Here is a 21848-nt window from a genome sequence, read left to right as displayed (position 1 = left end):
GGGTCGGCCCGCAGCTGTTGACTGAATCTATTCAGGAAGTCAGGATGTGAATAGATTTCCCAACATCGGAGGAGGCACCGCCATGTCAGGACCCCGCCCCGTACGTGCTGCGCGAGGCACCGAGCTCAGCACCCTGGGATGGCAGCAGGAAGCCGCCCTCCGGATGCTCCAGAACAACCTCGACCCCGAGGTCGCCGAGCACCCCGACAAGCTCGTCGTCTACGGCGGCACCGGCAAGGCGGCCCGCGACTGGCGCTCATACGACGCGATGGTCCGCACCCTGCGCACCCTCAAGCAGGACGAGACGATGCTCGTCCAGTCCGGCCGCCCGGTCGGCGTGATGCAGACCCACGAGTGGGCGCCGCGCGTCCTGCTCGCCAACTCCAACCTGGTCGGCGACTGGGCCAACTGGGAGGAGTTCCGCCGCCTGGAGTCCCTCGGCCTGACCATGTACGGCCAGATGACCGCCGGATCCTGGATCTACATCGGCACCCAGGGCATCCTCCAGGGCACGTACGAGACCTTCGCGGCCGTCGCGGCGAAGAAGTTCGACGGGACCCTCGCCGGCACCATCACCCTCACCGCCGGCCTCGGCGGCATGGGCGGCGCCCAGCCCCTGGCCGTGACGATGAACGACGGCGTCGCGATCTGCATCGACGTCGACCCGCGCGCCATCGAGCGCCGCATCGAGCACCGCTACCTCGACGTCAAGGCCGACAACCTCCGCCACGCCCTCCAGCTGGCCGTCGAGGCCCGCGACGCCCGCAAGCCGCTCTCCATCGGCCTCCTCGGCAACGCCGCCGAGCTGCTCCCGCAGATGCTCGCCGAGGGCGCCCCGATCGACATCGTGACGGACCAGACGAGCGCCCACGACCCGCTCGCGTACCTCCCCGTGGGCGTCGACTTCGACGACATGGCGGCGTACGCGGCCAAGGACCCGGCCGGGTTCACCACCCGCGCCCGCGAGTCCATGGCGAAGCACGTCGAGGCCATGGTCGGCTTCATGGACGCGGGCGCCGAGGTCTTCGACTACGGCAACTCCATCCGCGGCGAGGCCCAGATCGCCGGCTACGACCGCGCGTTCGCCTTCCCCGGCTTCGTCCCGGCCTACATCCGGCCCCTCTTCTGCGAGGGCAAGGGCCCCTTCCGCTGGGCGGCGCTGTCCGGCGAGGCCTCGGACATCCACAAGACCGACAAGGCGATGCTGGAGCTCTTCCCCGAGAACGAGTCCCTCCACCGCTGGATCAAGATGGCCGGCGAGCGCGTCCACTTCCAGGGCCTGCCGGCGCGCATCTGCTGGCTGGGCTACGGCGAGCGCGACAAGGCCGGCGAGCGCTTCAACGAGATGGTGGCCGACGGCACCCTCGCCGCCCCGCTGGCCATCGGCCGCGACCACCTCGACTGCGGCTCCGTCGCCTCCCCGTACCGCGAGACCGAGGCCATGCTCGACGGCTCCGACGCGATCGCCGACTGGCCGCTGCTCAACGCCATGGTCAACGTCGCCTCCGGCGCCTCCTGGGTCTCGATCCACCACGGCGGCGGCGTCGGCATGGGCCGCTCGATCCACGCCGGCCAGGTCACCGTCGCCGACGGCACCAAGCTCGCGGGCGAGAAGATCCGCCGCGTGCTCACCAACGACCCCGGCATGGGCGTCATCCGCCACGTCGACGCGGGCTACGACATCGCCGAGTCCGTGGCGGACGAGCGCGGCGTCCGCGTCCCCATGCGCGAGGGCGACGACGCGTGAGCGACAACCCCGCCGGGGCGGCCTCGTTCCACAGCATGTGGAACGAGCTCGCCCCCATCGGTCGCAACGCCGAATCCGGCGGCTACCGCCGCTACGCGTGGACCGGGGCCGACGCCGACTGCCGGACCTGGTTCCAGGCCCAGGCCGAGGCCCGCGGCCTCGCGTACGAGACCGACCGCAACGGCAACCAGTGGGCCTGGCTCGGCGACCCCCTCGCCGGTGACGCCGTCGTCACCGGCTCCCACCTGGACTCCGTGCCCGACGGCGGCGCCTTCGACGGCCCCCTCGGCGTGGTGTCCTCCTTCGCGGCCCTGGACGAACTCCGCAGGAGGGGCGCGGAGCTCGCCAGGCCACTGGCCATCACCAACTTCGGCGACGAGGAGGGGGCCCGCTTCGGCCTCGCCTGCGTCGGCTCCCGGCTCGCCGCCGGGCAGCTGACCAAGGAGAAGGCGTACGAGCTCCGCGACGCCGACGGGATCAGCCTGCCCCGGGCCATGGAGGCCGCCGGGTACGACCCCGAGGCCATCGGGGCCGACCCCGAGCGCCTCGCCCGCATCGGCGCCTTCGTCGAGCTCCACGTGGAGCAGGGCCGGGCCCTGGACCTCTCCGGCGACGCCGTCGGCATCGCGTCCGCGATCTGGCCGCACGGCCGCTGGCGGTTCGACTTCCGCGGCGAGGCCAACCACGCCGGCACCACCCGTCTCGTGGACCGGCGCGACCCGATGCTCACGTACGCGTCGACCGTCCTGGCCGCCCGTACCGAGGCGGCCCTGGCCGGCGCCGTCGCGACCTTCGGCAAGATCTCGGTCGAGCCGAACGGCGTCAACGCCATCCCGTCCCTCGTGCGCGGCTGGCTCGACTCCCGCGCCGCCGACCAGGCGACGCTGGACACCGTGGTCACCGCCATCGAGAAGGCCGCCCGCGAGCGCGCCGACCAGGACGGCATCGACCTGGCCGTCGTACGGGAGTCCTTCACCCCGGTCGTCGAGTTCGAGCACGCCCTGCGCGACGAGATGAACCGCATCCTCGGCGGCTCCGTCCCCGTCCTGGGCACCGGGGCGGGACACGACGCCGGAATCCTCTCCGCCGCCGTCCCGACCGCGATGCTGTTCGTACGGAACCCCACCGGGGTCTCCCACTCCCCGCGGGAGTTCGCCCCCGAGGACGACTGCGTGGCCGGTGTCCTCGCGCTGGCCGACGTACTGGAAGGACTGGCCTGCCGGTGAAGACGTACTGGTTGGAACACGCCTGGCTCGGCACGCACGTCGAGCCGGGCGTGGCCCTGGAGGTCACCGCGGACGGCCGGATCGGCGCCCTGCGGACCGGGGCCGAGACCCCGCCGCCGGGGGCCGAGGTGCTGCGCGGCCTGACCGTCCCGGGGCTCGCGAACGCGCACTCCCACGCCTTCCACCGGGCGCTGCGCTCGCTGGTGCAGGTGGGCTCCGGGACCTTCTGGACCTGGCGCGAGTTCATGTACCAGGTCGCCCAGAACCTCACCCCCGACACGTACTTCGCGCTCGCGCGCGCGGTGTACGCGGAGATGGCGCTGGCCGGCATCACCAACGTCGGCGAGTTCCACTACGTGCACCACGCGCCGGGCGGCGCCCCGTACGCCGACCCCAACGCCATGGGCGAGGCGCTGATCGAGGCGGCCGCGGCGGCCGGCATCAGGATCACGCTGCTGGACACGGCGTACCTGTCGTCGGGCTTCGGCGAGGCCCCGAACCCGCACCAGCTGCGGTTCTCGGACGGGACGGCCGACGCCTGGGCCGAGCGGGTCTCGGCCCTCAAGCCGCGCGGGCACGCGCTGATCGGGGCGGCGATCCACTCCGTACGCGCCGTGCCGGCGGAGCAGCTGGCCACCGTCGCCCGCTGGGCGGACGAGCGGCAGGCCCCGCTGCACGTCCACCTCTCCGAGCAGACCGCCGAGAACGAGGCCTGCCTGGCCGCGCACGGGCGCACCCCGACCCAGCTGCTGGCCGACCACGGGGTGCTCGGCCCGCGGACCACCGGGGTCCACAACACGCACCTGACGGACGTGGACATCGCCCTGCTGGGCGGCACGACGACCGGTACGTGCATGTGCCCCACGACGGAGCGCGACCTCGCCGACGGCATCGGCCCGGCGACCCGCCTCCAGCAGGCGGGCAGCCCGCTCTCGCTCGGCAGCGACAGCCACGCGGTGATCGACCTCCTGGAGGAGGCCCGCGCGATGGAGCTCAACGAGCGGCTGCGGAGCCGGACCCGGGGGCACTGGACGGCGAACGCGCTGCTCACCGCCGCCACGGCGGACGGGCACGCGGCGCTGGGGCTCGCGGACGCGGGGCGCCTGGAGGCGGGGGCGCTCGCGGACTTCACCACCATCGCCCTGGACTCCGTCCGTACGGCGGGTCCGCTGCCGCGGCTGGGTGCCGAGACCGCGGTCTTCGCCGCCACCGCGTCGGACGTCCGTCACACGGTGGTCGGCGGCCGCCACATCGTCCGCGACGGCGCCCACACCCTGGTCCCTGACGTCCCGTCGGCCCTGGCCGAATCGATCGCAGCCCTCCGCGGCTGACGCCGTCTTTCCCCCGCCCCGCCCCTTCCCGAAACCGGGGCTCCGCCCCAGACCCCGCCTCGGGTCCGGGCAGAGCCCGGTTTCGGGAAGGGGCGGGGCGGGGGACAAGCAAGCCCTGAGAGGAACCCATGACCACCACGGCCATCACCAACATCGGCAGTCTCGTCACCAACGACCCCGCCCTCGGCGACGGTTCCCCCCTCGGCCTCCTCCAGGACGCGGCCGTCGTCATCGAGGACGACAAGATCGCCTGGGTCGGTCCGGCCGGCCAGGCCCCGGCCGCCGACTCCGCGTTCGACGCGAACGGCAGGGCGCTGATCCCCGGCTTCGTCGACTCGCACTCCCACCTCGTCTTCGCCGGCGACCGCACCGCCGAGTTCAACGCCCGCATGTCCGGGCGGAGCTACTCCGCCGGCGGCATCCGCACCACCGTCGCCGCCACCCGCGCCGCCACCGACGCGGAGCTGGAGGCCGGCCTCGTACGGCACCTCGACGAGGCCCGCCGCCAGGGCACCACCACCTTCGAGACCAAGTCCGGCTACGGCCTCACCGTCGAGGACGAGGCCCGCGCCCTGCGCATCGCCGCCGCGCACACCGAGGAGGTCACCTACCTCGGCGCCCACATCGTCTCCCCCGACTACGCCGAGGACCCGGCGGGCTACGTCGACCTCGTCACCGGCGAGATGCTGGCGGCCTGCGCCCCGTACGCCCGCTGGGTGGACGTGTTCTGCGAGAAGGGCGCCTTCGACGGCGACCAGGCCCGCGCGATCCTCACCGCCGGCGCCGCCGCCGGGCTGATCCCGCGCGTCCACGCCAACCAGCTGTCCTACGGCCCCGGCGTGCAGCTCGCCGTCGAGCTGGAGGCCGCCTCCGCCGACCACTGCACCCACCTCACCGACGCCGACGTCGACGCGCTCGTCCAGGCCGCGGACACCACCGTCGCCACCCTGCTGCCCGGCGCGGAGTTCTCCACCCGCGCCCAGTGGCCCGACGCCCGCCGCCTGATCGACGCGGGCGCCACCGTCGCGCTGTCCACGGACTGCAACCCGGGCTCCTCGTACACCAGCTCCATGCCCTTCTGCATCGCCCTCGCCGTACGCGACATGCGGATGACCCCGGACGAGGCGCTCTGGTCCGCCACCGCCGGCGGGGCCCGCGCCCTGCGCCGCACCGACATCGGCCGGATCGCCCCCGGGGCCCGCGCCGACCTGGCCCTCCTGGATGCCCCGAGCCACGTCCACCTGGCCTACCGGCCGGGCGTTCCGCTGGTTTCGGCGGTCTGGCAGAAGGGCCTGCGCGCGCACTGACGAACGGTCAATCCGGGCCTGTCCTTTGTCTTCCCTCCGTAAGGCCCCGGGCGTACCTTGAGCCACCGATCTGATGTTCCGTCAGAAATCCGTGGCCCGAGGGGAAGACGAAGGTGTCCGACCGGAAACGCTCCACCGCGCTTGCGCTGGCCTCCGCGCTGGCCGGAACGGCGGTCCTGCTGGCCGCCCCCGCAGCCCATGCCGACGTCGTCGACGTCGCGTACGACTGCAAGACCCCCATCGGGGACAAGTCGGCGGTCTCGCCCATCGACATCAAGGCCGTCAAGGAGGGCGACGGGTACAAGCTGACGATGTCCTTCCAGAAGGGCGTCTCGTCCAGCCCCGTCGAACTCGGCAAGGGCGCCATGAGCCCCAGCGCCGTCATCCTCGTCGGCGGCGCCGAGAAGGCGTCCGTGCCGGTCTCGGGACCGCCCAACCCCGAGGCCGTGCCCGCCAACACCCCCATCAAGATCACCGACCTCTCGGGCACCTACACCCCCAAGAAGAGCGGCAAGGTCACCTTCACCGCGGGCGTGCTCACCATCAAGGCGCTGGGGACCACCACCACCTGCACCCCCGGCAACAGCCCCAAGCCCTCCCTGGAGCTGGACGTGACCGGCTCCGCGCCGGCCGCGTCCGGGGGCTCCGGCGGCGGCGGTACGGAAGACACCCTCCCGCAGACCGGACCCACCGACTCCGCTCTCGCCCTCGGCACCCTCGGCGGCACGGTGCTGCTCACCGGCGCCGCCGGCGTGCTCTGGCTGACCCGGCGCGGCCAGCGGGCCCGGTCCTGAACGGAGCACCCCCGGCCATGCCCGTGCTCCACACCCCCACCTCCACCCCCATCCCCACCCCGGTCCGGCGCCTGTGCACCGCGTTGCTCGCCGCGGCCCTGCTGCTCGGGGCCGCGGGCGCCGCCACGCCCGCCGCAGCCACGCCCGCCGCCACCGCCACGCCCGCCGCCGCCGACGAGCCCGGCTGGACCGCCGAGCCCGCCGCGGGCGGGGCCGGGCCGACGCGCCCGTACTTCTACCTCGCGGGCCCCGCCGGCACCGTCCTGGAGGACCGGCTGGCCCTGACGAACACCTCCGACCGGGAGCGCACCGTCACCCTGCGCGGGGCCGACGCCTACAACACGGCCGACGGGGCCCTCGCCGTCCGCCCGGCCACCCCCGCGGCCGGAGGCCGCCAGAACAGCGAGGCTCCCGGCGCCGGCTCCTGGATCAGCTTCGGGGCCGCCGCCACCGTGAAGATCCCGCCCCGCACCCGCGCGGTGGTCCCCTTCACGGTCACCCTGCCGCCCGCCTCCCTCCCCGGCGACCACCCGGCCGCCGTGATCGCCACCGAGGACGGCCGCGAGGCGGGCGTACGGGTCCACCTGCGCGTCGGCGGCCCGACGCTGGCCGCCCTCACCGTCGAGGACGTCTCCGTACGCGGCAAGGGCGCCCGCGCGGTCGTCGCGTACACCCTGGTCAACCGGGGCAACGTGGCCCTCGCCCCCGAACTGGCCCTGCGCGCCGAGGGGCTCTTCGGCGAGGTCCCCGGCCGCACCGCCCGCGCCCTGCCCGTGGAACTGCTCCCGGGCCAGCGGGTGTCGCTGACCGAGCCCTGGCCCGGAGCCCCGGTCCTCGACGACGTCGCCCTCACCCTCAGGGTCACCGCCCCCGGCGCGGCCCCGGCCACCGCCACCGCATCGGCGTGGTTCGTGCCCTGGGGGATCGCGGCCGGGGTCGGCGCCGGGCTGCTCGGCCTCGGCGGGGTCGTCCTGGCCGCGCTGCTCCTCGTACGCGGCAGGCGGGCCCGCGGCGGACCGCCGGCGGACGAGGAGCCCGTACCCGCGGGGAACCGGGCACCGGAACACGAGCTGACGGGAGCATCCAGGTGAGCGCAGCGGTCGGCGGCAAGGCCATGGCCCTCATCGCGACGGGGCTGGCGCTGTGCGCTCTGATCCTGTTCCCGGCCTCCGCCCCGGCCGCGGCGGCCGCCGCCGACGAGGGCAAGCCCGCCGTGGCGCTCTCGCTCCAGGAGGCCGCGAAGGGCACCGAGATCACCGTCACCGGCACCGGCTGGCGCGCCAGGACGCTGGTGATGCTGCTGGTCTGCGGGCAGAACATGATCGGCGGCACCAACAGCTGCGCCAACGCCGACGGGGCCGCGGTCTCGGTCGGCGACGACGGGCGCTTCACCGCCCGGCTGGCCGTGGTGGCACCCCCCAAGCCCTGCCCCTGCGTCGTCAACGTGACCTCCGTCAACGGGGACCAGTCCACCGTCGCCGCCCCGCTGAAGATCACCGACCACCCGGTGGCCGAGCTGCCGGCCGAGTCCGGCACGGCGCGTCTCGCGATGCTCACCGGGGTCCGGCTGGAGGGCGAGGACGGGGTGCTGACCTGGTTCGGCGCCCCGCCCGCCCGGAAGTTCACGGTCACCGTCGGCAACCTCGGCTCGGCCCCGGTCAAGGACCCGGTCTTCCAGCTCGGCACCGCCCACGGGGTGTTCGCGCCACTGTGGGACGAGGTCCGGTGGAAGGGCACGATCCCGCCGGGCGGCAAGGCGGAGGTGCGGCTGGACGTCAGCCTCGCGGCGGGGGCGCACGGGGACTACACCGTCTCCCTCAAGTACGGCGACACGGTCGTGGCCACCCAGCCCTGGGGTGTGGACCGCCCGTACGGGGTGCTGCTGTTCTGGGGCCTGCTCCTGCTGGTGATCCCGGCCGCGGTCTTCCGTATCGGCATGGCCGTCGTCGACAAGGTCCGGCCGCGCGGCCCGGGGCAGGGCGCCGGCCGCCACCGGGGCGCGAAGTCCCCGGAGCAGCAGGGCGTATTCGACGCCGGGCCGGCGGCCGCGCCGGACTCCCCCCACACCACCGCGGCGGTCCTGCCGTGGTTCACCCCGGACAGCGCGCCGGGGCCGAGATCCCCACACGCACCACAGGCGTCCGCACCGTCTGAGAACAGTCCGACGACGAAAGGACCTTTGTGAAGACCCAACGGAGGGTGAGCGCGGCCGTGATCGCGCTGCTGCTCGGCGGCGCCGGGATAGCCATCGGGGCCACTCCCGCCCAGGCGGCGGAGACCAAGTTCAACGTCAAGTGCGTGCCGCCGGCGGGCGGCGGCGACCCGGTGGAGGGCGAGACCACCGCCAAGGTCACCGCTCCGGCGTCGGCGAAGGTCGGTGACGAGGTCGACGTGTCCTGGGAGACCGTGAAGCCGGCCTCGAACAACACGGACCTGATGGACATCCCGCAGGACTCGGTCCAGCCCACCGGCTGGATCACGGTGGGCGGCGGGGGCGGCGAGCTGAAGGTCGTCGGGGAGAAGAAGAACCCGCCGATCCCCAAGAAGGCCCCCATGCAGATGTCCACGATGAAGGGGAAGCTGAAGCTCACCAAGGCGGGCAAGATCACGCTGACCCCCGGCAAGTACGACGTCGCGGTCACCTTCTCCTTCGGCACCTTCGTCACCAAGTGCGCGCCCACGGGTGACGTGGGCGTCGGGGCCACCATCGACGTGGCGGCCGGGACCAGCGGCGGCACGACGAACGGCGGTGCCACGAACGGCGGTGCCACGAACGGCGGAGCGACCAATGGCGGTGCCACCAATGGCGGTGCCACGACCGGGGGTGCCACCAACGGTGGTGCCACGAACGGCGGGGCCACCAGCGGCGGCACCACCGCCGGGGGCGGCGGCCAGACCGACTTCCCCGGCAAGCCCGTCGAGGTCGCCTTCGACTGCGGCCCGGTCGTCCCCGGCGGCATCAAGACCCCGGTCACGATCAACGCCAAGAAGAACGGCGGCAGCTACGACCTGACCGTCAAGACCGCCAAGGGCGCGATGGCCAGCCCGATGGCCCTGCCGGCCGGCGCCCTCAAGCCCTCGATGAACATCAAGCTCGGCGGCGCCGACAGCGGCATGGTCAAGGTCTCCGGCCCGGCCAACGCCGAGCCGATCCCGGACAAGGCCCCGGTCAGCCTCAGCGACATGACCGGCACCTACAAGCCCGGAAAGACCGGCAAGGTCACGCTGAGCCCGGACCAGCTGACGATCGACGTCACGATGGCCCCGGGGGCCACGCCGATCAACGTGCCCTGCAAGGCGGCCAGCAGCGGCGTCTCGCTGGAGCTCGACACCACGGCCCAGGAGGGCGGCTCCGGCTCGCCGGCCACCACCGGATCCACCGGCTCCGCCGGCGCCTCGGGCGGCCTCGCCGAGACGGGCGCCGAGGACGAGGGCGGGATCAAGGCCCTGGCCCTGGTCGCCGGCACGGTGATCCTGCTCGGCGGCGCGGTCTTCACGTTCACCCCCTGGCGCCGCCTGCGCGGCACGCGGTAACCCGTACGAGGGAACGACGCAGCCGACAACACGGCGGCCCGGCACACCAGGAGGTGTGCCGGGCCGCCGCGCGCGTCAGAGGGAGTGCGTCAGTGCACGTCGCCCATCAGAACCTGGACCTTCTTGCGGTACGCGTAGACCGCGAAGCCGGCCAGGGCCGCGGCGAGCGCCTGGAAGGCGATCACCCAGGTGCCGTTGAGGTCGACACCGCCGATGGACAGGAGGCTGGTGATGCAGTCACCGGCGGTGACCGCGAGGAACCAGACACCCATCATCTGGGAGGCGTACTTCTGCGGGGCCATCTTCGTGGTGACGGAGAGGCCGACCGGGGAGACGCACAGCTCGCCGATGGTCTGGATCATGTAGATCGAGACCAGCCACATCGGGGAGACCTTGGTGCCGTCGCCGGCCATGCCCATCGGGACGATGAAGACGAAGAACGAGGCACCGATCAGGACCAGGCCCATCGCGAACTTCACGATGGTGTTCGGCTCCTGGTTCTTGCGCGCCAGCCACACCCACAGCCAGGCGAAGACCGGGGCCAGGGCCATCACGAACAGCGGGTTCAGCGACTGGTACCAGGTGGCGGAGAAGTCGAAGCCGAAGACGGTGCCGGCGGTCTTGTCGTCCGCGAACAGGGACAGCGTGGAGCCACCCTGGTCGTAGATCATCCAGAAGACGGCGGCGGCGATGAAGAACCAGATGTACGCGGTCATCTTCGACTGCTCGGCGCCCGACAGGTCCTTGTCGCGCTTGATGCGCGTCAGGACGGCGATCGGGATGAACAGGCCGGCCAGGGTCAGCGGGACCAGGGCCCAGTTCAGGGTGTAGGCACCGAGGGCGACCACGGCACCGTAGAAGACGGCGATCCCCAGCACCGCGAACGCGACCTTGGTGAGGACGGCCTTGCGCTCCTCGGGCGACAGCGGGTTCGGGACCACGCTGCTCTTCGGGCTCAGGTGCTTGGTGCCGAGCAGGAACTGGGTCAGACCCAGGCCCATGCCGACGGCGGCGAGGGCGAAGCCCAGGTGCCAGTTGTGCTCCTTGCCGACGGTGCCGACGACGAGCGGGGCCACGAAGGCACCGAGGTTGATGCCGATGTAGAACAGCGTGAAGCCACCGTCACGGCGCGGGTCCTCCGGGCCGTTGTACAGGTGGCCGACCATCGTGGAGATGTTGGCCTTCAGCAGACCGGAGCCCGCCGCGACGAGGATCAGACCGACGAAGAACATCGCCTGGCCGGGGAGGGCCAGCGAGAGGTGGCCGGCCATGATCACGAAGCCGGCGATGGCGACCGTCTTGCGGGCGCCCCAGACACGGTCACCGAACCAGCCGCCCGGCATGGCCATCAGGTAGACCATCGAGACGTACACGGAATAGATGGCCGTGGTGGTGGCCGCGGTCATGGCCAGACCGCCACCCTGGCTGCCCGTGGCGGCGTCGGCGCCGCCCGAGACCAGGTAGTACACCAGGAGTGCACGCATGCCGTAGTAGGAGAAGCGCTCCCACATCTCGGTCATGAACAGAGTGGCCAGGCCACGGGGGTGGCCGAAGAAGGTCTTCTCGGTGGACGGGTCCGCCGAGCCCCTCGTCAGGCTGGAAGCCATGGTCGATCCTTGCTTGCTCGGGACGCTTCGCTTCGTGAGCGGAACAGCGCCCGGGTGGGGGGTGGCCGGCACCGGCGACGGGGTGTCCCACCCCACGCCCAGGGGTCTGCCCCCGTCCTTGAGGAAGGGGGCAGGGGACATCCGTAACCGGGATCCACGCCCCGTCGCGCATCCTTCGCGCGCGGGGCCCGGCCCACAGGTCATTCACTGTCACCGAACGCGATGAGGCAGGTCGTCAAGACCCCCTGATCGATCCGGACAGAATCGAGACCTTCGGCGCGCTTTTCGGCACAAAGGTCTCAGAGGTAGTGCATAAGGCGTCTCGCCACCATACGACACGACACTGTGGCGTATGAAAGGACTTGAGAGATGGATCACAAGGCGAGCCGGGAACCGTTTCGCCACATTCGAAGGCCCCCCTCCTTCATAAGACCAGATCGGCAGGGGTGTGCAGGCACGCCCCTGCGCGCACCCGCCGCGGACTACCATCACCCACATGACGCGTGTACTGCTCGCCGAGGACGACGCATCCATCTCGGAGCCCCTGGCCCGCGCCCTGCGCCGGGAGGGGTACGAGGTCGAGGTCCGGGAGGACGGCCCCACCGCCCTGGACGCGGGACTTCAGGGCGGAGTCGACCTCGTCGTCCTGGATCTGGGCCTGCCGGGCATGGACGGCCTCGAGGTCGCCCGCCGGCTGCGCGCCGAGGGCCACGGCTTCCCCATTCTTGTGCTCACCGCCCGCGCGGACGAGGTCGACACGGTCGTCGGCCTGGACGCCGGCGCCGACGACTACGTGACCAAGCCCTTCCGCCTCGCCGAGCTGCTGGCCCGGGTCCGGGCCCTGCTGCGGCGCGGCGCCAACGACGCCGCCCAGGCCCCCGCCACCCACGGCGTGCGGATCGACGTCGAATCGCACCGCGCGTGGATGGGGGAGGAGGAGCTCCAGCTCACGGCCAAGGAGTTCGACCTGCTGCGGGTCCTGGTCCGCGACGCCGGCCGGGTCGTCACCCGCGACCAGCTGATGCGCGAGGTCTGGGACACCACCTGGTGGTCCTCCACCAAGACCCTCGACATGCACATCTCCTGGCTGCGCAAGAAGCTCGGCGACGACGCCGCGAACCCCCGCTACATCGCCACCGTCCGCGGGGTCGGCTTCCGCTTCGAGAAGAGCTGAGCGGCCTCCGGGACCATGCGCCGCCGCCTGATCAACTCCACGCTCGCCGTGGTGCTCGTCGTCATCGCCGTCTTCGGGGTCTCCCTGGTGATCGTGGAGACCCGGACGATCACCAGCAGCGCCCAGGACCGCATCGAGTCCGAGGCGCTGCGCCTGGTGGGCATCGTCGAGGCGAGCGTCCTGGAGCACAAGCCCATCGACGCCCAGGCCCTCGCCGAGCAGCTGGACATGGGCAGCCACGCCCGGATCACCGTCCCCGGGCAGCCGCCCGTGGAGGTCGGGGACCGGATCCCCGACAGCGTCATCCGCGGCACCGCCAAGGGTGAGCAGGGCGAGACCGTGGTCGTAGAGGAGTCCCGCTCCACGGTGACCCGGGAGGTCGGGCGGACCCTGGCCGTGGTCGGGGCGGTGGCGCTGCTCGCCGTCGTGGCGGCCGTACTGCTCGCCGTACGGCAGGCCAACCGGCTGGCGTCCCCGCTCACCGACCTGGCCGAGACCGCCGAGCGGCTGGGATCGGGCGACCCGCGGCCCCGGCACAAGCGGTACGGGGTCCCCGAGCTGGACCGGGTCGCGGACGTACTGGACTCCAGCGCGGAGCGGATCGGCCGGATGCTGACCGCCGAGCGGCGCCTGGCCGCGGACGCCTCGCACCAGCTGCGCACCCCGCTCACGGCGCTGTCGATGCGGCTGGAGGAGATCACGGTCACCGACGACCTGGAGACCGTACGGGAAGAGGCGACCATCGCCCTGACCCAGGTGGAGCGGCTCACGGATGTGGTCGAGCGGCTGCTGACGAACTCGCGGGACCCGCGGACGGGCTCGGCGGTCCCCTTCGACCTGGACGAGGTCGTCAAGCAGCAGGTGGAGGAGTGGCGGCCGGCCTACCGCAGTGCGGGGCGGGCCATCGTGCGCTCCGGCAAGACGGGCATGCGGGCCGTCGGCACCCCGGGCGCGGTCTCGCAGGTGCTGGCGACGCTCGTGGAGAACGCGCTGATGCACGGTGGCGGCACGGTCGCGCTGCGTACCCGGGTGATCGGGAACCAGGCGGTGCTGGAGGTCACGGACGAGGGGCCGGGGGTTCCGCCGGACCTCGGCAACCGGATCTTCGAGCGGGCGATCAGCGGACGCAATTCCACCGGGATCGGTCTGGCGGTGGCCCGGGACCTCGCGGAGGCCGACGGGGGGCGCCTGGAGCTGCTGCAGACGCAGCCGCCGGTGTTCGCGCTGTTCCTGAGCCGGACGGCGCCGGAGCGGCCGGCGCCGGAGCAGACGGTCCGCTGAGCGGGCGGTCCCCGCGCTACTTGCGGGCGGGCTCGGGGGCTCGGGTCCCGGCCGCACCGCCGCGCGGCGAGGCGACCACGGAGGCGGGGGCCTGAACGGGCTCCGCTTCCGGCAGGGCCTTGAAGACCCAGGTCCGGTACGACCAGAAGCGGAACACGGTGGCCGTGCCGATGCCGATGAACTTGAACACGTTCGTGGCGAGCGGGCCGTCCCAGCCGAACCCGTAGGTGGCGGTGTACAGCACGCCGTTCTCGATCACCAGGCCGATCACGCTGAAGGCCACGAACAGCGGCAGCTCGCGGGACCCGCCGGTGCGGGCGCGGTCGCGGTAGGTGAAGTACCGGAAGCCCAGGTAGTTGGTGATGATGGCCACGACGGTGGCTATGACGCTGGCCCGGACGACCTGGAGGTCGGTCGTGTGGCGGATCAGGTTGAAGACGCCCAGGTTGACGAGCACACCGACGCCGCCGACGGCCCCGAACTTCGCGACCTCGCGGGCGAGGCCCCGTACGCGTTCGAGCGCGGAACCCTGCTGCGGCGTGCTCATGTGATCGATCAGTCCTGTCGTCACCGCCCCGGTCGGGGGCGTCCGTGGAGGCGTCTGCCGCCTTCGGTCAACCCGCCCATGCTAAGTGTCGCCCCAGGGGCCCGTCTGTGCCTTCGCACACCGTGCGACGCACGGCACACGGGGCGCGAATGCTACGCGCGTCGACCAGAACGGGCCAGGGTCACGTCCGGATGGCGGAATACCGGCGGATACCCTGGAGAGGTGACGTTCCCGGTAGTCGGCATGGTCGGCGGCGGTCAGCTCGCCCGCATGACCCACGAGGCGGGTATCCCCCTCGGCATCAGATTCAAGCTCCTCAGTGACACCCCACAGGACTCGGCGGCCCAGGTCGTGAGCGACGTCGTCATCGGCGACTATCGCGATCTGGAGACGTTGCGCGCCTTCGCGCGCGGCTGCGATGTGATCACTTTCGACCACGAGCACGTGCCCATCGAGCACCTCCGGGCCCTGGAAGCGGACGGCATCCCCGTCCGCCCGGGGCCCGACGCGTTGATGCACGCCGCCGACAAGGGGGTGATGCGCGCGAAGCTCGACGAGATCGGCGCCCCGAGCCCCCGCCACCGGATCGTGAGCGATCCGGCGGACGCGGCGGCCTTCGCGGCCGAGGTCGGCGGCTTCCCGGTCATCCTCAAGACCGTGCGCGGCGGCTACGACGGCAAGGGCGTGTGGTTCGTGCGCACCCCCGAGGACGCGGAGGCCCCCTTCAAGGCGGGCGTCCCGGTCCTCGCGGAGGAGAAGGTCGACTTCGTCCGCGAGCTCGCGGCGAACATCGTCCGCTCCCCGCACGGCCAGGCCGTGGCCTACCCCGTGGTCGAGTCCATCCAGGTCGACGGCGTGTGCGACACGGTGATCGCCCCCGCCCCGAACCTCTCCGAGGCCCTCGCGGGCGAGGCCCAGGCCCTCGCCCTGCGCATCGCCAAGGAGCTCGGCGTGACCGGCCACCTGGCCGTGGAGCTGTTCGAGACCACCGACGGCCGGATCCTCGTCAACGAGCTGGCGATGCGCCCGCACAACAGCGGCCACTGGACCCAGGACGGCGCGATCACCTCCCAGTTCGCCAACCACGTACGGGCGGTCCTGGACCTCCCCCTGGGCGACCCGCGCCCCCGGGTCCGCTGGACGGTCATGGCGAACGTGCTCGGCGGGGACTACCCCGACATGTACGCGGCGTACCTCCACTGCATGGCCCACGACCCGCAGCTCAAGATCCACATGTACGGCAAGGACGTGAAACACGGCCGCAAGGTCGGCCACGTCAACACCTACGGCGACGACCTGGACGATGTGCTGGAACGCGCACGCCACGCAGCCGGCTACCTCAGGGGAACGATCACCACATGAGCAGCTCCACCGCAGGTCCCGTCATCGGCATCGTCATGGGCTCGGACTCCGACTGGCCCGTCATGGAGGCCGCCGCGCAGGCCCTGGACGAGTTCGAGATCCCCTACGAGGTCGACGTGGTCTCGGCGCACCGGATGCCGCGCGAGATGGTCGCGTACGGGGAGCAGGCCGCCGGGCGCGGCCTCAAGGCGATCATCGCCGGGGCCGGCGGCGCCGCCCACCTGCCCGGCATGCTCGCCTCCGTCACCCCGCTGCCGGTCATCGGCGTCCCGGTGCCGCTGAAGTACCTCGACGGCATGGACTCCCTGCTGTCGATCGTCCAGATGCCCGCAGGGGTTCCCGTCGCCACCGTCTCCGTCGCCGGGGCGCGCAACGCCGGGCTGCTGGCCGTACGGATGCTGGCCGCCCACGACCCGGAGCTGCTCGCCCGCATGAAGGACTTCCAGCAGGAGCTGAACGACCAGGCCACCGAGAAGGGCAAGCGGCTGCGGGCGAAGGTCACGGGCGCGGACTCCTTCGGATTCGGCAAGTGAGCGCCGCGCAGCGCCTGAGCGAGGCGCGGGAGCTGCTCGCCGAGCACCCGGTGGTCGACGGGCACAACGACCTGCCGTGGGCGCTGCGCGAGCAGGTCCGCTACGACCTGGCACAGCGCGACATCGCCGGCGACCAGCGCGGCCGGCTGCACACCGACCTCCCCCGGCTGCGCGCCGGCGGGGTCGGCGCGCAGTTCTGGTCGGTGTACGTGCGCTCCGACTACGCGGGCGACACGGCGGTCAGCGCCACCCTGGAGCAGATCGACGCCGTCGCCCAGCTGATCGAGCGTTACCCGGCGGACCTCGTACGGGCGCTGACGGCCGACGACATGGAGGCGGCCCGCGCCGACGGCCGGATCGCCTCGCTGATGGGCGCCGAGGGCGGCCACTCCATCAACAACTCGCTCGCCACGCTGCGCGCCCTGCACCGGCTGGGCGTGCGGTACATGACGCTCACGCACAACGACACGATCGACTGGGCGGACTCGGCGACCGACGAGCCGCGCCACGGCGGCCTGAGCGACTTCGGCCGCGAGGTCGTCCGCGAGATGAACCGCGTCGGCATGCTCGTCGACCTCTCGCACGTCGCCGCGACGACGATGCGCGACGCGCTCGCCGTCTCGGCCGCGCCGGTGATCTTCTCGCACTCGTCCTCGCTGGCGGTCTGCGACCACCCGCGCAACATCCCGGACGACGTGCTGGAGCTGCTGCCCGCCAACGGCGGCGTCGCGATGGCCACGTTCGTACCGAAGTTCATCCTCCCGGCGGCCGTCGAGTGGACCCTGGCCGCTGACGAGAACCTGCGCGCGCACGGCTTCCACCACCTCGACACCAGGCCCGAGGCGATGGCCCTGCACCGGGCCTTCGAGGCCGAGCGCCCGCGCCCGGTGGCCACGGCCGCCACGGTCGCCGACCACCTGGACCACATGCGCGAGGTGGCCGGCGTCGACCACATCGGCATCGGCGGGGACTACGACGGCACGGCCTTCACCCCGTCCGGGCTGGACGACGTGGCCGGCTACCCGAACCTGATCGCGGAGCTGCTCACGCGCGGCTGGTCCCGGGCCGACCTGGCCAAGCTGACCTGGTCCAACGCCGTACGGGCGCTGCGCGACGCGGAGGCGGTGGCGCGCGAGCTCTCGGCGTCCCGCGGCCCGTCCAACGCGGTGCTGTAGCCGCGTCGGCGCCACGGCGGCGGGCCTGCCCGGCGGCTGCGGCGAGGGGTGTGACCTGCGGGTGACACCCGAACGCCACATCCGCCGGGCGACCCGGGCCCCTGGCGTGTCACGGTGGCAGCATCTCTCTCCCTGCTGCCGCCGAGACCGGAGCCGAACGCCATGGCCGACCTGCAGGATGAACCTCAAGCCGCCTTTGCGGCGCACACCGCGTACACCGCGACCACCGCGAGCACCGCCGAAACGGTCCCCGTGGGTCCCGGCTCCGAAGGGGCCGAGGACACGCCCGCCCCGGTGGCGGGCAGCGCCCTGGAACGGGCCGTCGCGCTGCTGTCCGTACATCCCGTCGCCGACGGGCACAACACCCTCGTCTGGACCCTGCGCCAGAGCCCGTACCACGACATCGAAACGCCCGACAGCGGTGTCGACACCGACATCCCTCGGCTGCGCGCCGGCGGGGTCGGCGCCCAGTTCTGGTCGCTGCTGCCGCCGCGCGAGGCCGCGGCCGCCGACCAGGTGGTGGCCGACACCCTCGACCAGATCGACGTGGCGCTGGCCCTGATGCGCCGGTACCCGGACGGCCTGTGCCTCGCGCTGACCGCGGACGACATGGCCGATGCCCGCAACCGGGGCCGGATCGCCTCGTTCCTGGGCCCGGTACCCGGACGTGCGCTGACCGATTCGCTGGGCGCGCTGCGCGCCTTCCACGCACTGGGCGTACGGATCCTCGCCCCCGCGGGAGCGCCGTGGGCCCGGGAGGACCTGTCGCCCTTCGGCCACGAGGTGGTCAAGGAGATGAACCGGCTGGCGATGCTGGTGGACCTGACCGGGTGCACTCCGGAGGTGGCCTGCCAGCTCGCGGGGGCCTCCAAGGCCCCGGTGATCGTCTCGCACACCGCGGCCGCGGCGCTGAACCCGCATCCGGGGAACGTGACCGACGAGGTGCTGCTGGCCCTGCGGGCCGCGCAGGGGCTGGCGATGGTCACCTTCGACGCCGCGCAGACCGGGGACTCCCTGCACGCGGTGGCCGACCACGTGGAACACGTACGGGCCGTCGCCGGCCCGGACTGCGTCGGCCTCGGCGCCACCTTCGGCACCGAGCCGGGCGTCCCCCGGCCGACGGGCCTGACCGACCCCTCGGGCTATCCGCGGCTGATCGCGGAACTGCTGGAGCGCGGCTGGTCGGAGACCGACCTGGCCCTGCTGACCTGGGGCAACGCCCAGCGGGTGCTGCGCGACGCGGAATTCACGGCCCGCGCCGCCCAGCACCGCAGACCGGCGTGATCCGGGTCCCCGGTCCGGGTACTCGGTCCGGGCTCGGCCCAGGTCCAGGCCCAGTGCCCAGGTCCCGGCCCAGGTCCAGGCGCAGGTCCAGGTCCCGGCCCGGGGCTCAGGCCCGCGGGCGGCCCATCGCGCGGTAGGTCCAGCCGGCCGCGCGCCAGCGGTCGGTGTCCAGGGCGTTGCGGCCGTCGAGGATCAGGCGGTCGGTGACGACCGCGCCCAGCTCCACCGGGTCGAGGTCGCGGAACTCGCGCCACTCGGTGAGGTGCAGGACGACCTCCGCGCCGCGGGCCGCCTCCAGCGCCGAGTCCGCGTACCCGAGCGTCGGGAAGACGCGGCGGGCGTTGTCCATGCCCTTCGGGTCGTAGACGGTGACCTGGCCGCCCTGGAGGTGGATCTGCCCGGCCACGTTCAGCGCGGGGGAGTCGCGGACGTCGTCGGAGTCCGGCTTGAAGGTGGCGCCGAGCACCGCGACGCGCTTGCCGAGGAAGGACCCGCCCACGGCCTCGCGGGCCAGCTCGACCATGTGGCCGCGGCGGCGCATGTTGATGGAGTCGACCTCGCGCAGGAAGGTCAGCGCCTGGTCCGCGCCGAGCTCGCCGGCGCGCGCCATGAAGGCCCGGATGTCCTTGGGCAGGCAGCCGCCGCCGAAGCCGATGCCGGCGCGCAGGAACTTCCTGCCGATGCGGTCGTCGTGGCCGATGGCCTCGGCGAGCTTGACCACGTCGCCGCCGGCCGCCTCGCAGACCTCCGCCATCGCGTTGATGAAGGAGATCTTGGTGGCGAGGAAGGAGTTGGCGGCGGTCTTGACGAGCTCGGCGGTCGGGAAGTCGGTCACCACCAGCGGGGTGCCCTCCGCCATGGGCGTCCCGTACACCTCGCGCAGCACCTTCTCGCCGCGCTCGCCCTGGACGCCGATCACGATCCGGTCGGGGTGCAGGGTGTCCTGTACGGCGAAGCCCTCCCGCAGGAACTCCGGGTTCCACGCCAGCTCGACCTCGTCGCCCGCCGGGGCCAGCCCGGCCAGCTTCGCGGCGAGCCGCTCCGCCGAGCCCACGGGCACGGTGGACTTGCCGACGACCAGGACCGGCCGGGTCAGGTGCGGGGCGAGGGACTCGATCGCGGAGTCGACGTAACTCATGTCGCAGGCGTACTCGCCGTGCTTCTGCGGGGTGTTCACGCAGACGAAGTGGACGTCGCCGAAGGCGCCGACCTCCTCCCAGGACTGCGTGAAGCGCAGCCGCCCGGTGGAGCCCGGCAGTCCCTCGACGTGCGCGGCGAGGAGTTCCTCCAGCCCGGGCTCGTACATCGGCACCCGGCCCGCGGACAGCATCTCGATCTTCTCCGGGACCACGTCCAGCCCGAGCACCTCGAAGCCCAGCTCGGCCATCGCCGCGGCGTGGGTGGCGCCGAGGTAGCCGGTGCCGATCACAGTGATCCTGAGGGGGGCCATGGGTGCTCCAGAGGTGCGGGGCCGTTTGCGGCCACTGAGCATAGTCGGGCCGGTCCGGGGGGACGTTCCCCAGGAGACCCGGCTGTCACGCAGCTCACGTGCCCCGTACATATCGCTGCCGGGACGCCGGACACTAAGATTTGGGTTACTTAACGGTAGTTAGCATCACGCATCACACTTGGGGAGTGAGAGTCTTGGCGGGTTCTGCCGACTTCGACCTGTACCGCCCGGCCGAGGAGCACGACATGCTCCGCGAGTCCGTCCGCTCGCTCGCCGAGGCGAAGATCCTGCCGTTCGCCGCCGCGGTCGACGAGGAGGCCCGCTTCCCGCAGGAGGCCCACGACGCGCTCGTCGCCAACGACCTGCACGCCGTCCACGTCCCCGAGATCTACGGCGGCGCCGGCGCGGACGCGCTGGCCACCGTGATCGTGATCGAGGAGGTGGCCCGCGTCTGCGCGTCCTCCTCCCTGATCCCGGCCGTGAACAAGCTCGGCTCGCTCCCGGTGATCCTCTCCGGCTCCGAGGACCTCAAGAAGAAGTACCTCGGCCCGCTGGCCAAGGGCGACGGCATGTTCTCGTACTGCCTCTCCGAGCCCGACGCGGGCTCGGACGCCGCCGGCATGAAGACCCGCGCCGTGCGCGACGGGGACTTCTGGGTCCTCAACGGCGTCAAGCGCTGGATCACCAACGCGGGCGTCTCCGAGTACTACACGGTCATGGCCGTGACGGACCCGGAGAAGCGCTCGAAGGGCATCAGCGCCTTCGTCGTCGAGAAGTCCGACGAGGGCGTCTCCTTCGGCGCCCCGGAGAAGAAGCTCGGCATCAAGGGCTCCCCGACCCGCGAGGTCTACCTCGACAACGTGCGGATCCCGGCCGACCGCATGATCGGCGCCGAGGGCACCGGCTTCGCCACGGCGATGAAGACCCTCGACCACACCCGCATCACCATCGCCGCCCAGGCGCTCGGCATCGCCCAGGGCGCCCTGGACTACGCCAAGGGCTACGTCCAGGAGCGCAAGCAGTTCGGCAAGCCGATCGGCGACTTCCAGGGCGTGCAGTTCATGCTCGCGGACATGGCCATGAAGGTCTCGGCCGCCCGCGCCCTGACCTACCAGGCGGCCGCCGCCTCCGAGCGCGGTGACGCCGACCTGACGTACCTGGGCGCCGCGGCCAAGTGCTTCGCCTCCGACATCGCCATGGAGGTCACCACGGACGCCGTCCAGCTCCTCGGCGGCTACGGCTACACCCGCGACTACCCGGTCGAGCGCATGATGCGCGACGCGAAGATCACGCAGATCTACGAGGGCACGAACCAGGTCCAGCGCATCGTGATGGCCCGCAACCTGCCGTAACCCCGCCCGGCCCGCAGTACCGCGAACGGCCCCCGGCATTCCGCCGGGGGCCGTTCGCGTTGCCACGATTTGTCACCCACATGGGTCTAGACAGGGGGCTGTCCCCGGGCCGGGGCGGTGGGGCGGGGGCACGATCGGCTGGGG

Annotated in this window: 18 protein-coding genes; 15 read left to right on the top strand and 3 right to left on the bottom strand. The window is 72.5% G+C overall.

Annotation, left to right across the window (positions count from 1 at the left end):
* Positions 1-82 precede the first annotated feature (82 nt).
* From hutU to IF02_RS0113015, 8 genes are all read left to right on the top strand, one after another.
* Complete coding sequence (hutU, locus tag IF02_RS0113050) at positions 83-1747, top strand: urocanate hydratase (RefSeq protein ID WP_030156467.1); 1665 nt, start codon at positions 83-85, stop codon at positions 1745-1747.
* Between the two features lie 35 nt (positions 1748-1782).
* A complete protein-coding gene (locus IF02_RS0113045; RefSeq protein WP_030156466.1) occupies positions 1783-2973 on the top strand; it encodes an allantoate amidohydrolase in 1191 nt (396 codons plus the stop codon).
* Entirely contained in the window at positions 2964-4304 is a 1341-nt protein-coding gene (locus IF02_RS0113040) for a formimidoylglutamate deiminase (RefSeq protein ID WP_030156464.1), read from the top strand. Before IF02_RS0113045 ends, IF02_RS0113040 begins: the two co-directional genes overlap by 10 nt.
* A gap of 128 nt (positions 4305-4432) precedes the next feature.
* Positions 4433-5611, top strand: coding sequence for an imidazolonepropionase (gene hutI / locus IF02_RS0113035; RefSeq protein WP_030156462.1), 1179 nt, complete (start codon positions 4433-4435; stop codon positions 5609-5611).
* A gap of 113 nt (positions 5612-5724) precedes the next feature.
* A complete protein-coding gene (locus IF02_RS0113030; protein ID WP_030156461.1) occupies positions 5725-6405 on the top strand; it encodes an LPXTG cell wall anchor domain-containing protein in 681 nt (226 codons plus the stop codon).
* A gap of 17 nt (positions 6406-6422) precedes the next feature.
* Positions 6423-7496, top strand: a complete 1074-nt coding sequence (locus IF02_RS0113025; RefSeq protein ID WP_051696184.1) for a hypothetical protein — start codon at positions 6423-6425, stop codon at positions 7494-7496.
* Positions 7497-7519: 23 nt separating this feature from the next.
* A complete protein-coding gene (locus IF02_RS0113020) occupies positions 7520-8590 on the top strand; it encodes a hypothetical protein (RefSeq protein ID WP_051696202.1) in 1071 nt (356 codons plus the stop codon).
* A gap of 14 nt (positions 8591-8604) precedes the next feature.
* Entirely contained in the window at positions 8605-9939 is a 1335-nt protein-coding gene (locus tag IF02_RS0113015; protein ID WP_030156456.1) for a hypothetical protein, read from the top strand.
* An 89-nt stretch (positions 9940-10028) separates the two neighbouring features.
* On the opposite strand, the gene IF02_RS0113010 is transcribed toward IF02_RS0113015, so the two are convergent.
* Positions 10029-11546: a peptide MFS transporter gene (locus tag IF02_RS0113010; RefSeq protein WP_030156454.1), complete on the bottom strand. Its 1518-nt coding sequence runs from the start codon at positions 11544-11546 to the stop codon at positions 10029-10031.
* Between the two features lie 496 nt (positions 11547-12042).
* Here IF02_RS0113010 and IF02_RS0113005 point away from each other — a divergent pair, with 496 nt between their 5' ends.
* On the top strand, positions 12043-12720 hold the full coding sequence (locus tag IF02_RS0113005) for a response regulator transcription factor (RefSeq protein ID WP_030156453.1): 678 nt from the start codon (positions 12043-12045) through the stop codon (positions 12718-12720).
* Positions 12721-12735: 15 nt separating this feature from the next.
* Complete coding sequence (locus tag IF02_RS0113000) at positions 12736-14001, top strand: ATP-binding protein (RefSeq protein ID WP_030156450.1); 1266 nt, start codon at positions 12736-12738, stop codon at positions 13999-14001.
* A 16-nt stretch (positions 14002-14017) separates the two neighbouring features.
* On the opposite strand, the gene IF02_RS0112995 is transcribed toward IF02_RS0113000, so the two are convergent.
* Positions 14018-14548, bottom strand: coding sequence for a GtrA family protein (locus tag IF02_RS0112995; RefSeq protein WP_037836175.1), 531 nt, complete (start codon positions 14546-14548; stop codon positions 14018-14020).
* A gap of 222 nt (positions 14549-14770) precedes the next feature.
* Between IF02_RS0112995 and IF02_RS0112990 the strand changes: the two genes are divergently transcribed.
* The 4 genes from IF02_RS0112990 (at position 14771) to IF02_RS0112975 (ending at position 18902) form a co-directional block, all read left to right on the top strand.
* A complete protein-coding gene (locus IF02_RS0112990) occupies positions 14771-15910 on the top strand; it encodes a 5-(carboxyamino)imidazole ribonucleotide synthase (protein WP_078622067.1) in 1140 nt (379 codons plus the stop codon).
* On the top strand, positions 15907-16443 hold the full coding sequence (gene purE, locus IF02_RS0112985) for a 5-(carboxyamino)imidazole ribonucleotide mutase (RefSeq protein ID WP_030156445.1): 537 nt from the start codon (positions 15907-15909) through the stop codon (positions 16441-16443). Before IF02_RS0112990 ends, purE begins: the two co-directional genes overlap by 4 nt.
* Positions 16440-17618, top strand: coding sequence for a dipeptidase (locus tag IF02_RS0112980; RefSeq protein WP_030156443.1), 1179 nt, complete (start codon positions 16440-16442; stop codon positions 17616-17618). The genes purE and IF02_RS0112980 overlap by 4 nt, the downstream gene beginning before the upstream one ends.
* Positions 17619-17732: 114 nt before the next feature.
* Positions 17733-18902, top strand: coding sequence for a dipeptidase (locus IF02_RS0112975; protein ID WP_234318183.1), 1170 nt, complete (start codon positions 17733-17735; stop codon positions 18900-18902).
* Positions 18903-19008: 106 nt separating this feature from the next.
* Here IF02_RS0112975 and IF02_RS0112970 read toward each other — a convergent pair whose 3' ends face one another.
* Positions 19009-20352 carry a UDP-glucose dehydrogenase family protein gene (locus tag IF02_RS0112970; protein WP_030156439.1) on the bottom strand — a complete coding sequence of 448 codons (1344 nt, stop codon included), beginning with the start codon at positions 20350-20352 and terminating at the stop codon, positions 19009-19011.
* 194 nt (positions 20353-20546) lie between these two features.
* On the opposite strand from IF02_RS0112970, the gene IF02_RS0112965 reads away from it, so the two are divergent.
* Positions 20547-21704: an acyl-CoA dehydrogenase family protein gene (locus tag IF02_RS0112965; protein ID WP_030156437.1), complete on the top strand. Its 1158-nt coding sequence runs from the start codon at positions 20547-20549 to the stop codon at positions 21702-21704.
* The last annotated feature ends 144 nt before the right edge of the window (positions 21705-21848 follow it).

It is taken from the genome of Streptomyces sp. NRRL S-244 (genome assembly GCF_000717915.1).
In the GTDB taxonomy this organism is placed as follows: domain Bacteria; phylum Actinomycetota; class Actinomycetes; order Streptomycetales; family Streptomycetaceae; genus Streptomyces.
Note: the sequence above shows the minus strand (reverse complement) of the source record. Positions and strands in the feature narration are given on the sequence as shown.